The sequence below is a fragment of the Bacteroides sp. K03 genome (assembly GCF_019734355.1).
In the GTDB taxonomy this organism is placed as follows: Bacteria; Bacteroidota; Bacteroidia; order Bacteroidales; family Bacteroidaceae; genus Bacteroides; species Bacteroides nordii.
In genome coordinates this window covers 1-14,371 of sequence record NZ_JAASHC010000010.1, presented here as the reverse complement: position 1 = coordinate 14,371, position 14,371 = coordinate 1, and the positions used below count along the sequence as shown (strand labels likewise).

Genomic DNA, 14,371 nt, shown 5'->3' with positions numbered 1-14,371 from the left:
TTTATCTCTTATTGTGAACTTTGCTCTTGCTAAAAGTGTTGTATACTAAAATAGAAAGGAGTAATGACAGATGAAAAAAATAGTTTTGCTTCGCCACGGAGAAAGTGCGTGGAATAAAGAGAATCGTTTCACTGGATGGACAGATGTAGATCTTACAGAGAAAGGTATTACTGAAGCCAACAGAGCAGGTGAGTTGTTGAAAGAAAATGGTTTTAATTTTGATAAAGCCTACACTTCTTATCTTAAACGGGCAGTGAAAACATTGAATTGCGCATTAGATAAGTTGGATCAGGACTGGATTCCGGTGGAGAAAACCTGGCGCTTGAATGAGAAACATTATGGTGCATTGCAAGGATTGAACAAAGCCGAAACAGCTGCTAAATATGGTGATGAACAAGTATTGGTCTGGCGTCGTAGCTATGATGTGGCTCCTCATGCTTTGGCAGAGGATGATCCGCGCAATCCTCGTTTTGAAAATCGTTATAAGGAAGTTCCTGATACCGAATTACCCCGTACGGAGTCTCTTAAAGAAACCATTGAGCGTATTATGCCTTACTGGAAGTGTATCATTTTTCCAAATCTGAAAACTGCTGATCAGTTACTTGTTGTAGCTCATGGAAACAGTTTACGGGGGATTATCAAACATCTGAAACATATCTCTGATGAAGATATTGTGAATTTAAATCTTCCGACAGCAGTGCCTTATGTTTTCGAGTTCGACGATGATCTCAATCTGGTGAATGATTATTTTCTGGGTGATCCTGAAGAGATAAAAAAACTGATGGAAGCAGTGGCTAATCAGGGCAAGAAAAAGTAGTTGGGATACTAACTTTCAACTACTGGTTTTATTAATTTAAAAAAACAACATTATGAGTAAAATAACAGATTTATTGGGTGACAAGGCTGCATATTACCTTGACCATACTTGCAAGACTATGGATAAATCGATGATTCATATCCCTTCTTCCGAAACGATTGATCGTATTTGGATAGATTCTGACCGTAATATACAGACTTTACGTAGTTTACAAACGATTCTCGGACATGGTCGTCTGGCCAATACCGGTTATGTTTCTATTCTTCCTGTTGATCAGGATATTGAACATACAGCGGGAGCTTCTTTTGCTCCGAATCCGATTTATTTCGATCCGGAGAACATTGTGAAACTGGCTATTGAAGGAGGATGTAACGCCGTAGCTTCTACCTTTGGTATATTGGGTGCTGTGGCACGTAAGTATGCACATAAGATTCCTTTTGTGGTGAAGTTGAATCATAACGAGTTGTTAAGTTACCCTACTACGTATGATCAGGTACTGTTTGGCACTGTGAAAGAAGCGTGGGAAATGGGGGCTGTAGCTGTAGGTGCTACTATTTATTTTGGTTCTGAGCAGAGCCGCCGTCAATTGGTGGAGATAGCCGAAGCGTTTGATTACGCCCATGAATTAGGTATGGCAACTATCTTGTGGTGTTATTTGCGTAATAGCGATTTCAAGAAAGATGGTGTGGATTATCATGCTGCTGCTGACCTTACCGGACAGGCTGACCGTCTTGGTGTGACTATCAAAGCTGATATTGTAAAACAGAAACTTCCTGTAAACAATGGTGGCTTTACTGCTATTGGTTTTGGTAAAACAGACGAACGTATGTATACACAGTTAGCTTCGGAACATCCTATTGATCTTTGCCGTTATCAGGTAGCCAATGGCTATATGGGACGCGTTGGATTAATAAATTCCGGTGGAGAATCTCATGGCTCTTCCGATTTAAGAGATGCCGTAGTTACAGCTGTTGTTAATAAACGCGCCGGAGGTATGGGGCTGATTAGTGGACGTAAAGCTTTCCAGAAACCGATGAATAAAGGTGTCGAATTATTGAATGCCATTCAGGATGTTTATCTTGATCCGGCGGTGACGATAGCGTGATAAATAGTGATGAGTGATTAGTGATGAGTGATTAGTGCCATGCGGCATAATAGCGCAGCCACTCATCACTCATCACTAATCACTCATCACTTCACTCATCACTCCCTCCTAATTTTCCCCCCTTCTCCTACAATTTTGTAGCTCTGTCCTTTCTGAGTTTTGAATGAGAGAGTTTGGTCACCATATTTAATAGTACAAGGTGCCCCGGCTTTTGATGTGACAGTTGCTTCTTTTAGTTGGTTATTTTCCCAGGCGATAGAGACTTCAAAATTACCTTTGGCACAAATGCCATTGATTGAACCTTCTTTCCAGGCATCAGGAAGTGCCGGCAACAATTGAATAAATCCCATATGGCTTTGTAACAACATCTCTGTAATGCCTGCTGTCCCTCCGAAATTTCCATCAATCTGGAAGGGAGCATGGGTATCCCACAAATTGTCCAAGGTTCCGTTCTTTAATAAATTTCCGAATAACATATAGGCGTGATTTCCATCTTGTAACCTTGCCCATTGATTTAACTTCCATCCCATACTCCAACCGGTAGCACCGTCACCCCGGTGTTGCAATACCACCTTGGCAGCCTGAGCCAATTCCGGAGTTGTAATGGGAGATAGAGTATGTCCCGGGTGTAACCCGAATAAGTGGTTAACGTGGCGGTGCTTGTCGTTAGGATCATCAATATCTACTGACCACTCCATCAGTTGTCCGTATCGTCCAATCTGATAAGGAGCCAGGTTCTTTAATATATTTTCCCATTGTTTGCGTTCTTTTGCGTCTACTCCTAATATCTTACTTGCTGAAATGGCATCTAAAAGGATTTCCCGTACGACCGCATGTACGAAGGTAGCCCCCTGATCCACCGGACCATGTTCTGGAGAAGTAGAAGGGGTTGCTGTATATGTTCCATCCGGTTTATGCCACAAGTAGTCAGCAGTGAACTGTGCACTACTTTTTATCAATGGATATCCTATTTCTGAAAGAAATTTTTTGTCACGCGTATAATCATAATATTCCCAAATGTGTGTAGCCAGCCAGGGACCGGCCATTGGGTTGAAGTTCCACTCCATCTGTTCACTGGATAGGGGAGCGGTGAATCCAAAGATATTTGCAGAAATAGAAGCCGTCCACCCACGCGCATTAAAATACGCTTTTGCTGTTTTTTCTCCGGGTTTCACTAATCCACGTATAAAGTCAATTAAAGGTAACATGCATTCGTCCAGATTGGTGGAGCAGGCAGGCCAGTAGTTCATCTGGATGTTAATGTTGTTATGATAATCTACTCTCCATGGGCCATCCAGGTTATTGTGCCATATGCCTTGCAGGTTTGCCGGCATATTTCCGGGACGTGAACTGGCTATTAGCAGATAACGTCCGTATTGATAATAAAGTTGTTCTAAATAATAGTCCGGAGTTCCCTGGCGATAGTGCTTCAGCCGTTGATCAGTAGGCAGGTCTGCAATGGGCACTTGAGGGTTCAGGCTCAATTTTACACGGTTGAAGAGTGCAGTATAGTCATTTTGGTGGCGAAGGTAAAGTGCTTCGTAAGTCTTTGCTTCCACTTGCTTCATCATGTTCCGGGTAGTTTCTGACGGGTTATTTCCCACATACGTTTCCGGAGTGTTGAAGTCCGGGTTATAGTTCATTTTATAATCCGTATCGGCTGTGAGTAGAAACACAACTTCGTTTGCATCTTTTATCACGAGTTTTCCGTTTTCAACTCTTACTGTTCCTCCTTTGTTTATGGCGCGGAACCGAAGCGCAAACTTCATTTGATTGTTATTTAGCTTTCCGGCGTAACAAAGACCGTTTGTTCCATCTGCTTCTATCTTTCCTTGTGTCTCAGTATTGGGGCTGTAGCTGAATGTGAGATTTTGCATTCCCGGTTTGTCCGCGGTAAATCTCATCACCATCACACTGTCCGGATAAGAGATAAAATAGTTTCTTTGATATTGAATTCCGTCTTTAAGGAAACAGACTGTTGCCATGGCTGAATCCAATGACAAAATACGTTTGTAATCACTCATGCCGATTTCACTTAATCCGGTTTCCACATATACCTCTCCCATGGTAGTGAACGAGCCGAAACGGAAGGGAGTCTCGTCCTTTTCTTCATAAGCTGCCAGACCATTAAAATTTTTACGGGTCAGTATCTCTGCCCGTTTTTGGTCACCATCTGTGAATGCCTGGCGTATTTCTCTTAATATTGGTGCCGATTGTTTATTTACATTCCAATAATAGTCTGCTCCGCCGGAAGTATTTGGTCCACCCTTCCATAGGGTCTTTTCGTTTAATGTAATACGTTCGGCAGCAATAGAACCCATAATGTTGGCTCCAAGACTACCATTTCCCAAAGGTAGTGAACTTGTTTCCCAGGCTTTATCCGGGTTTTCACCTTTACCATCGGCTCTTTGCCAGATAGCACGTCCGTCAAGGTTGTTGGGAGTATCAAACCAGATGGAAAGAGAGGGAGTGTTATCCGGCTTCTCTGCGCGGGCACCTACAATGAATAGGGCAGCCAGAATAGATAAATAGAGCTTTTTCATATAAATATGATTAATAATTTAGCAAAGATGATTGTTCAATTGTAATAATAACGTGTGATTTATTTTCTTAGTATCAGGTTTTCTTTGAAAAACGGATAATAAAATCCGGATTGGACGACTTTAGACAAATTCGAACATATCAAAAGACAAAAATGGAAAAGCCTTTTCATGGAAAACCTTATCTTTGTGACGAAAATCTTAAATATTAGTACATAATGAGAAACAAAATTTTATACGGAAGCGTATTACTTATCGGTTTTTCCGGAATTCAACCGGGCTTTGCACAGAAAAAGAAATCAAAAACTTCCCAACGTCCTAATGTTGTTTTTATTCTGGCTGATGACCTGGGTTATGGTGATCTGAGCTGTTACGGGCAAGAAAAATTTGATACTCCCAATATCGATCTGTTAGCTCAGAATGGAATGCGTTTCACGCAATGTTATTCCGGTACAACGGTCAGTGCTCCTTCACGATCATGCCTGTTGACAGGTACTCATAGCGGTCATACAGCTATCCGGGGGAATAAGGAATTGAATCCCGAAGGGCAGTTTCCTTTACCGGCAGACTCCCGTACTATTTTTCATTTATTCAAAGATGCAGGTTATGAAACCGGTACGTTTGGTAAGTGGGGGTTGGGATTCGTAGGTTCCACAGGTGACCCCAATAAACAAGGTGTCGATCATTTTTATGGTTATAACTGTCAGTTACTGGCTCATAGTTATTACCCCGATCATTTATGGGAAAACGATCAACGTATTGAACTCAAAGATAATGTGTTGGAAGTGGAATATGGCAAAGGAACCTATTCTCAGGATTTGATTCATTCTAAAGCACTTTCTTTTTTAGATAACAGGAAGCAGGAAGAACCTTTCTTCTTATTTTATCCTACTATCATTCCACATGCCGAACTGATTGTACCCGAAGATAGTATTATAAATAAATTTCGTGGTAAATTTCCGGAGGTTCCATACAAAGGCTTTGAACCCGGAAGTCCTGCATTTCGTAAAGGAGGATATTGTACCCAACTCAATCCCCGTGCTACATTTGCTGCAATGATTTACCGGCTCGATGTATACGTTGGTCAATTGGTACAAAAGCTGAAGGATAAAGGAATATACGATAATACGATTATTATCTTCGCCAGTGATAACGGGCCTCATAGAGAAGGGGGAGCCGATCCGGATTTCTTTAATAGTAACGGTATCTGGCGTGGCTATAAGCGCGATTTGTATGAGGGAGGGATTCGTGTTCCTATGATCATTTCCTGGCCGGGACATATCCAGGCGGGTACGGAAACAAATTTTATGTGTTCTTTTTGGGATCTTATGCCTACTTTTGAAGAGCTTTTGAATCCAAAAGCTGCTATCAAAGAGATGGATGGTGTGAGCATGCTTCCTTTGCTTGAAAATAGAAAAGGGCAGAAAGAGCATGAATACCTGTATTTCGAGTTTCAGGAACTGAATGGGCGTCAGGCGGTACGTAAAGGGTCGTGGAAATTAGTGCATATGAATATCCGTGGTGAAAAGCCATATTATGAACTTTATAATCTGGCGTCAGATCCTTCTGAGAAGTATAATCTACTGAATAAATATCCGGAAAAGGCAGAAGAATTGAAAGCTATCATGTTGGAAGCTCATACGGATGATCCGAACTGGCCGCTCTTTTAATACTCTTTTTTTGGTAGATGAGAAAGAAACGTTTATTTTTGCCCTGATCACATACGAATCTTACTTATGAAAATATCTAATAACTTTCGTCTCTTTTGTTTGATAATAGGCTTGTTTCTTTATTCTAATAATCTGAAAGCCAGTCATTATTATTTCAAACAGATATCCTTAAATGAGGGTTTACCCTCTACGGTGCGGTGTATTTATGCCGAAAAGAAAGGATTTGTATGGATCGGGACAAAAGCTGGTTTGGGGCGTTTCGACGGGCATGAGTTAAAACGTTATATACATCAGTCTGACAATCCCAATTCATTACCTCATAATCATGTTCATCAGATCATGGAGGACAGTCTGCATAACATTTGGATTATGACAGATAAAGGGATAGCCCGTTACCGACGCAAAAGCGATGATTTTGATGTTATTAAAAACCGGAACAATCAGAATATAATAGTTAATGCTTCGTGTAGAATAAATCAGGGGATCTTGTTTGGTGCACGAAATAAAATCTACTTTTATAGCTATAAAGATGATTCCTTCATTCTTCTTCAGGATTTTACTTCCGATACCCAATTCTCCATTTCGTTTATTGGTATGTGGGATGCAGAAACACTGCTTTGTGCCAGTCGCTGGCAAGGTGTCTTACTGCTTAATCTCCGTTCCGGGCAAGTAACTTCTCCTCCTTTTGATTGTGGCAAGGAGATTATGGAAATAATGATAGACTCCCGGCAGCGTATTTGGGTGGCTCCCTATAATAATGGAATCCGGTGTTTCTCAAAAGACGGTACTTTACTGGCCTCTTATACAACTCAGAATTCTCAGCTCAATAACGATGTTGTTCTATGTATGACCGAAAGAGATGATCATCTCTGGATAGGGACCGATGGGGGAGGAATTAATATATTAGATCCCGAATCAAAAGAAATGTCTATTCTTGAGCATATTCCCGGTAATAGCTATTCCCTGCCTGTAAATTCTATTTTATATCTGCACAATGATGTCAATAATAATATGTGGGCAGGTAGTATCCGGGGTGGTCTGATCAATATTCGTGAAATATCGATGAAAACCTATACGGATGTAGTACCAGGGAATGATGACGGGTTAAGTGATAATGCTGTTCTTAGTTTATACCAGGATTCTGTATCCGATGATATATGGATTGGTACGGATGGAGGTGGGTTGAACAGATTAAATCCTGAATCAGAGAAATTCCGGCATTATCCTACTACCTGGAAGGCTAAGGTTGCCTCTGTTACCGGCTATACGTCTAATGAATTGTTACTTTCTCTTTTCTCCAAAGGATTATTTGTCTTTAACAAATCGACGGGAACTCTCAAACCGTTGGTCATTGACAACGAAGAAATAAACAATCTGCTCCGGTATAGTGGGAAGACAGTAAATGTTTGTCAGGTATCTTTGGGTTCTGTGCTATTGCTTGGCTCTCATATTTACCGGTATGATATCGCTTCCGGAAAGGTTGAAGCAGCTATCGAAGAGGAAGGAAGTGATTTGGTTGGGACAATTCTTCCGGTAGCTCATGAAGCAGATGTAAGTTATTTTTGTGATTTGAGACGGATTTATGTATTAAATCACTCTACTAATAAGCTACATACGGTGTATACCTGTGGCAAAGATACGCTTATCAATGCCGTATCACGGGACGAACGCGGTGTCTTTTGGATTGGCAGCAACCAGGGGTTGAGCAGTTATAACCCGGCAACCCGTCAGTACAATCATTTACCTACCTCGCTTTTTGGTGAGATCACCTCCATAATGTGTGATCAGAGAGGTAAAATATGGATAGGTGCGGACAATATGTTGTTTGCATGGCTTGTCAATGAAAAGAGGTTTATTCTGTTTGGTGAGTCGGACGGAGTTTTTATAAACGAATATTTGTCTAAACCCAGATTGATTTCTACCCGGGGAGATATTTATATGGGTGGCATCAGAGGACTGTTGAGGATAGACAAGAATTTGCCGGTAGAAAGTTCAGAGTATCCACAAATGCAGTTGACGGATGTACTGATTAACGGAGAGTCGGTAAATGATGCGTTAAGTGCAAATCCCACCGGTATTTCCGTATCCTGGAGCAGTAAGTCTATTGCGGTTCGTGTAATGTCTTGTGAGAAAGATATTTTCCGTCAGAAAATATATCGTTACCAGATTGTCGGATTGAATAACCAGTACATTGATTCCTATAGTTCGGAGTTAGTCATTCGTTCGTTACCTCCCGGAGATTATCGGATTATGGCTTCATGTAGTACAAAAGACGGAAACTGGACTCCTTTACAACAAGTTTTGAGCTTGACCATATTACCACCGTGGTATCAGACGTGGTGGTTTATCCTATGTTGTATATTACTTGTATCCGGCGTTATTATTCAGGTTTTTCTGGTCACTATGCGCCGTAAAGAAAACAAGCTAAAGTGGGCGATGAAGGAGCATGAAAAGCAAATGTATGAAGAAAAAGTACGTTTTCTTATTAATATCAGTCATGAGCTCCGTACACCATTGACATTGATACATGCACCACTCAATCGTATTTTGAAATCTTTGGCACCTACAGATTCCAATTATGTTCCGCTTAAAGGAATTTACAGGCAGTCACAGCGTATGAGAAACTTACTTAACATGGTGTTGGATTTACGAAAAATGGAGGTTGGAGTCAGTAAGTTGCAGGTCTACCCACAGCAGTTGAATGATTGGGTATTAGAGGTTTCTGCCGATTTTATAAGTGAAGGAGAAGCACGGAACGTACATATACGCTATCAGTTGGATGAACAGATTACAGTGGTTAGTTTTGACAGGGAGAAATGTGAGATCATCCTTACCAATTTATTGATTAATGCCTTAAAACATAGTCCGGAGGGTGGTGAAATTTTGATTCAAACGGAACTTCTGCCGGATGAGCAGTCGGTTCGCGTTTCCGTATCCGATCAGGGCTGTGGATTGAAGCAGGTAAATATACGTAAACTCTTCACCCGATTCTACCAGGGAAGTGGTGAAAGGAATGGTACGGGCATTGGTTTGTCTTATTCTAAAATATTGGCAGAGTTGCATGGAGGTAGTATTGGTGCCAGAGACAATGATACAGCAGGTGCCACTTTTTTCTTTGAACTTCCGCTTCAGGTAGTATCAGAAGAGATTATTTGTCAGCCCAAAGCCTATCTGAACGAATTGATAACGGATGATAACGAAGAAAAGAACACAGAAACAAATACTTTCCAAACGAAGGATTATTCGTTGCTTGTAGTAGATGATAATCAGGATTTGATTGATTTCCTGAGAGATACGATGAAAGCACACTTTAAGCAAGTATATACTGCTGCAGATGGTGTAGAGGCTTTGGAAATCGTTCGGAAGTACCAGCCCGACATTGTAGTCAGTGATGTGATGATGCCACGTATGAACGGATATGAACTCTGTAAACAGATAAAAGAGAATATTGACATCAGCCATATACCGGTTATTTTGCTCACTGCACGTGATGACGAACAAAGTCAGTTGCACGGATACAAGATTGGTGCAGATGGTTATCTGACCAAACCGTTTGAGGAAGAAATGTTGTTGGAACTGATTCGCAGTCGTTTGCGCAACAGAGAGCAAACTAAAGTACGTTATCTCAATGCAGGATTATTACCGGCACCGGAGGAAAGTACTTTCAGCCAGGCAGATGAAACTTTCCTTCTGAAGCTGAATAAAGTTATTGTAGAAAATCTGGATAGTTCAGTACTGGATATTGCATTTCTCTGTAAAGAGATGTATATGAGTCGCGCTACATTGTATAATAAGCTGAAAGCCTTGACGGATATGGGAGCCAATGATTACATCAATAAGTTCAGACTGGAAAGGGCGATACAGCTTATTACTACTACTGACCTCAACTTTACAGAGATAGCAGAGCGTACAGGATTCTCTACCTCACGTTATTTTAGTACAGCGTTCAAGCAATACACAGGAGAGACACCTACTCAGTATAAAGAGAGCCATAAGCGGACCTCTTAATCTGAATATTGATATACTTTGAGTTCAAACTTCGGAACCATTGCGAGCAGATGGTCGAAGATATCAGACTGGATTCGTTCATATTCTTTCCATATCTTGTTGCGGGAAAAGAAGTATACCTGGATGGGTACACCATATTCGGTTGCTTCTTTCTGGCTGATAATCAGGTCCAGGTCCTGATTGACTACAGGCAGGCTGCATAGATAACGTTCTATGTAGACGCGGTAAACTTGTGAGTTTGTAGGTATTACCCCTTCTTCCGGTTGGTAGTCGGCCAATAAAGGAATCTCTTTCCGAAAGTTATCCAGCATTTCCGGGGTACAGAACTTCAGAGTGGTGAGGTCGAGTGTGATATTCTTCATAACACGCCGTCCACCCGATTCTACCATTCCACGCCAGTTTTGGAACGGGTTACTCACCAAGCTGTATGGAGGAACTGTAGAGATGGTATTATCGAAATTCTGAATTTTTACGGTATTTAATGTGATTTCCTGCACCACTCCATTGGCATTTCCTGAAGGGAGAGTGATCCAGTCGCCCAAACGTACCATATCGTTGGCAGAAAGCTGAATACCCGCTACAAAACCAAGAATTGTATCTTTAAATACCAACATCAGAATGGCTGCCGAAGCACCTAATCCGGCAAACAGGCTGGCAGGAGATTTATTAACGAGGATAGCAATCATGATAATACCACCAACGAAGAAGAGAAGAACCTGTAATACCTGGATGAAGCCTTTCATCGGACGATTTTTCGCTGTTGCCTTCTCTGTATATACATCCAATATCATTAGCAGAACCCCGTTCAGAGCGAGCAACAAAGACATGATAATGTAAATAGCACATATCTTTTGCGAAATGAGCAGTAACTCTTTTCCTCTGACGAAAGCCATCGGAAGCATTACATATATCAATATGCCTGGAATGGTATGTATGAGGTTATGAAATACACGTCGTTTCATCAATAATGTATTCCATACATGCGGAGAGTGCTTGGTGTACTTCTTCATCCCGCCAACAAAAATACTTTGGCAGAGATAATCAAGCCCCACAGCAATACAAATCATTAAAACAGCGATAATAGCCTCATCGAAAGTGTTAGCTATCTTTGGGTCTACTCCCCATCCGATGAGAATCTTATTCATCCAATTTCCTAAGTCCATAGTTATATCTTGTTTTTATAAGTATAACGGCAGACTCAGGAAATTGTTTACCCCGGATTTTTAGAGCCTGTTTAAATTTTGCTCAGCATTGTTTTGAGAGTTATTTTTGCGGATGTTTTTCTGTTTTTATGAGGAGCATAGCGGGCTATGTGATGACTATACCTTAATGAAATGATCAAAAGAGGTTTTGTGCGAAGCTAATAAAAACGGGAAAACAGACCGAAAATAAACTCAAAAGAAGCTGAAGAAAAAACTTTTGAGGAAAATTTTAAATAGGCTCTTATCCGTTGACCTTTTTATAGTCCTCCAGAAACTTTTTGAGTCCGGAATCTGTCAATGGATGGTTAAGCAACCCCTTGATGGCGCTTAGCGGACAAGTGGCTACATCTGCACCGGCCTCTACACAGTCCATAATATTTTTTGTACTGCGTATCGAAGCAGCCAGTACCTGAGTTTTATAGTTATAAAATCTGTACATTCGTACGATTTCGGCAACTAAGCCTACGCCATCTTCACAAATATCATCCAGCCGACCAACAAAGGGAGATACGTAGGTAGCTCCTGCTTTGGCTGCCAATAGTGCCTGCCCGGTAGAGAAGACCAGTGTACAGTTGGTACGGATACCCTTTTCTGTAAAATATTTAATAGCCTTAATACCTTCGGCAATACAAGGCACTTTTACTACAATATGCGGATTGAGTGCTGCAAGTTCTTCACCTTCGCGAATCATTCCTTCGTAATCGGTGGCTATCACTTCCGCACTTACATCACCGCCTACAATATTGCATATTTCAACATAATGTTTACGTTGATTTTCGGTACCTTTGATTCCTTCCTTTGCCATGAGCGAAGGATTGGTAGTAACTCCGTCGAGCACTCCGAGTGCATATGCCTCGCGTATCTGCTCCAGATTGGCTGTGTCGATAAAAAATTTCATAACTTATATAGTTTTAGTGGTTAACTATCTAACGTCCAAAGATAAGTATTTGTTTATCCATTTCCAAGATTATCAAAAACAACCTTTCTCTGTTTCCAAATTTGTCTATCAATATGTCCATAAACGTCTTTTTTTTCATTGTACGGAAAAAGTATTGACTGATATAGGATGTAAATCTCTTTGTAAATGACGATATTTGTTTCGGAATCTAATATTAATTAATTATGGAAAAAAGATATTTTGTACTTCCTCTTGTTTTAACTCCTTGTCTGGCTCAACAGATTGTTGCGCAAAATAACGAACCTCAGCGTCCCAATGTAGTTTTTATTTATGCCGATGATATTGGTTTCGGTGATTTCAGTTGTAATGGTGCAAAAACGATCCACACTCCTAATGTAGATCGTGCTGCTGCCCAAGGTGTGCGTTTCACCAATGCACATAGCGCGGCGGCTACGAGTACACCTTCCCGTTATGCTATGCTTACGGGCGAATATGCCTGGCGTAAAGCCGGAACAGGTATTGCCGATGGTGACGCTGCTTCAATCATCCGTCCGGAGCGTTATACTATGCCGGATATGTTCAAGCAAAGCGGCTATGCAACCGGAGTGGTAGGTAAATGGCATCTTGGCCTGGGAGATAAGGGAGGCGAACAGGATTGGAATAAACCCTTGAAACCGGGTACCAATGATATTGGTTTTGACTATTCGTTTATTATGGCTGCCACCGGTGATCGTGTGCCTTGTGTATTTGTAGAAAACGATCAGGTGATCAATATTGATCCTGCCGATCCTATCCAGGTGAGTTACAAAAAGAACTTCCCGGGTGAACCTACCGGTAAGAATAATCCGGAGTTGTTGGTTATGCACCCTTCGCACGGGCATGATATGAGCATTGTCAACGGGATTTCCCGTATCGGGTTTATGAAAGGTGGAAAGTCGGCACTTTGGAAAGATGATAAAATAGCCGAAACACTGACCGGGAAAGCCGTATCTTTTATTGAAAAGCACAAAGATGCTCCCTTCTTTCTTTATTTTGCCACACAAGATGCTCATGTACCTCGTGTTCCCGGAGCACAATTCGTAGGTAAGAGTGGCATGGGGCCTCGTGGCGATTGTTTATTGGAATTTGACTGGAGTGTGGGTGAAATTCTGAATACTCTTGAAGAGTTGGGATTGGATAAGAACACATTGGTCATTATTTCCAGTGATAATGGTCCTGTGGTTGATGACGGTTATAAAGATCAGGCCGTAGAACTATTGGGCGATCATAAACCCGGAGGTGAATATCGGGGTGGTAAATACAGTATTTATGAAGCCGGAACACGTGTTCCCTGTATTTGGAGATGGCCGGGACAGATTAAGCCGGGAGTATCCGACGCATTGCTTTGCCAGATTGACTGGTTTGCTACCTTTGCCCAGATGCTGAATCAGTCTCTTCCCGAAGGTGCAGCACCGGACAGTCGTCCAATGAAAGCTGCCTGGATGGGAAAAGAGAAAAAAGGACGTGACTATCTGGTGTTACAGAATGCACAAAACAACCTTTCTATTACAGACGGGCGTTGGAAATATGTTCGTCCCGGTCAGGGCCCTGCTTATAATAAGACTGTGAATATCGAGTTAGGTAACAGTATGGAACCACAATTGTATGATCTGAAAAAGGATGTCGGTGAAAAGAATAATCTGGCAAAAGAGCAGCCCAAACGCGTACAACAGTTAAGTACTGAATTGGAAAAGGTTGTAGATGGGCGATATGGGTTGCCGCTGTACTGAGATTGCTATTGATTTGAATAAAACACACCTTTAATAAAAAGGCTTCCATACGTTGGGAGCCTTTTTATTTTTTCTAAAATTTTGTTTCAATGTATTGTTATAAAATTATTGTTGAAAATAATTAGAGAAGTTACTTAGTTGCTAAAAAAGTAAGTATGGATTTTTATATAAACAAGATATAAAGTGATATTTGAATGTTGTGGTTAGTCTAAATTATTGATTATCAGTTGAAATGAAGGCGCTGTTTCATTGGATTCAAGAGTGTACACTTTTTATTGTGTTAACTGGTTCTTCTTCAATTTAGTTGAAAAAGACATGTTCCATCACCATCTTAATTCTTAGCAACTCTAATCCTGCCCTTC

8 protein-coding genes are annotated in these 14,371 nt (G+C 41.1%); 5 read left to right on the top strand and 3 right to left on the bottom strand.

The window, feature by feature from the left end; genetic code table 11:
• Positions 1-70: 70 nt before the first annotated feature.
• Together gpmA and HCG69_RS09235 are read left to right on the top strand one after the other, a co-directional pair.
• Positions 71-817, top strand: a complete 747-nt coding sequence (gene gpmA / locus HCG69_RS09240) for a 2,3-diphosphoglycerate-dependent phosphoglycerate mutase (protein ID WP_221649806.1) — start codon at positions 71-73, stop codon at positions 815-817.
• Positions 818-869: 52 nt separating this feature from the next.
• On the top strand, positions 870-1,922 hold the full coding sequence (locus tag HCG69_RS09235; RefSeq protein ID WP_221649805.1) for a class I fructose-bisphosphate aldolase: 1,053 nt from the start codon (positions 870-872) through the stop codon (positions 1,920-1,922).
• 98 nt (positions 1,923-2,020) lie between these two features.
• On the opposite strand, the gene HCG69_RS09230 is transcribed toward HCG69_RS09235, so the two are convergent.
• Positions 2,021-4,465 carry a glycoside hydrolase N-terminal domain-containing protein gene (locus HCG69_RS09230; protein WP_221649804.1) on the bottom strand — a complete coding sequence of 815 codons (2,445 nt, stop codon included), beginning with the start codon at positions 4,463-4,465 and terminating at the stop codon, positions 2,021-2,023.
• A 215-nt stretch (positions 4,466-4,680) separates the two neighbouring features.
• On the opposite strand from HCG69_RS09230, the gene HCG69_RS09225 reads away from it, so the two are divergent.
• Both HCG69_RS09225 and HCG69_RS09220 read left to right on the top strand, forming a co-directional pair.
• Positions 4,681-6,132, top strand: a complete 1,452-nt coding sequence (locus HCG69_RS09225) for an arylsulfatase (RefSeq protein ID WP_221649803.1) — start codon at positions 4,681-4,683, stop codon at positions 6,130-6,132.
• Between the two features lie 66 nt (positions 6,133-6,198).
• On the top strand, positions 6,199-10,140 hold the full coding sequence (locus HCG69_RS09220) for a response regulator (protein ID WP_221649802.1): 3,942 nt from the start codon (positions 6,199-6,201) through the stop codon (positions 10,138-10,140).
• On the opposite strand, the gene HCG69_RS09215 is transcribed toward HCG69_RS09220, so the two are convergent.
• On the bottom strand, positions 10,137-11,303 hold the full coding sequence (locus HCG69_RS09215) for a mechanosensitive ion channel family protein (RefSeq protein ID WP_007486414.1): 1,167 nt from the start codon (positions 11,301-11,303) through the stop codon (positions 10,137-10,139). The genes HCG69_RS09220 and HCG69_RS09215 overlap by 4 nt on opposite strands.
• Positions 11,304-11,583: 280 nt before the next feature.
• Entirely contained in the window at positions 11,584-12,240 is a 657-nt protein-coding gene (gene fsa, locus HCG69_RS09210; RefSeq protein WP_002561134.1) for a fructose-6-phosphate aldolase, read from the bottom strand.
• Between the two features lie 224 nt (positions 12,241-12,464).
• Between fsa and HCG69_RS09205 the strand changes: the two genes are divergently transcribed.
• Positions 12,465-14,009, top strand: a complete 1,545-nt coding sequence (locus HCG69_RS09205; RefSeq protein ID WP_195448894.1) for an arylsulfatase — start codon at positions 12,465-12,467, stop codon at positions 14,007-14,009.
• Positions 14,010-14,371 lie beyond the last annotated feature (362 nt).

Excerpts from the sequence above, each read along its gene's own strand:
- gpmA (WP_221649806.1), top strand. The coding sequence starts at position 71 with ATGAAAAAAATAGTTTTGCTTCGCCACGGAGAAAGTGCGTGGAATAAA.
- HCG69_RS09235 (WP_221649805.1), top strand. The coding sequence starts at position 870 with ATGAGTAAAATAACAGATTTATTGGGTGACAAGGCTGCATATTACCTT.
- HCG69_RS09230 (WP_221649804.1), bottom strand. The coding sequence starts at position 4,465 with ATGAAAAAGCTCTATTTATCTATTCTGGCTGCCCTATTCATTGTAGGT.
- HCG69_RS09225 (WP_221649803.1), top strand. The coding sequence starts at position 4,681 with ATGAGAAACAAAATTTTATACGGAAGCGTATTACTTATCGGTTTTTCC.
- HCG69_RS09220 (WP_221649802.1), top strand. The coding sequence starts at position 6,199 with ATGAAAATATCTAATAACTTTCGTCTCTTTTGTTTGATAATAGGCTTG.
- HCG69_RS09215 (WP_007486414.1), bottom strand. The coding sequence starts at position 11,303 with ATGGACTTAGGAAATTGGATGAATAAGATTCTCATCGGATGGGGAGTA.
- fsa (WP_002561134.1), bottom strand. The coding sequence starts at position 12,240 with ATGAAATTTTTTATCGACACAGCCAATCTGGAGCAGATACGCGAGGCA.
- HCG69_RS09205 (WP_195448894.1), top strand. The coding sequence starts at position 12,465 with ATGGAAAAAAGATATTTTGTACTTCCTCTTGTTTTAACTCCTTGTCTG.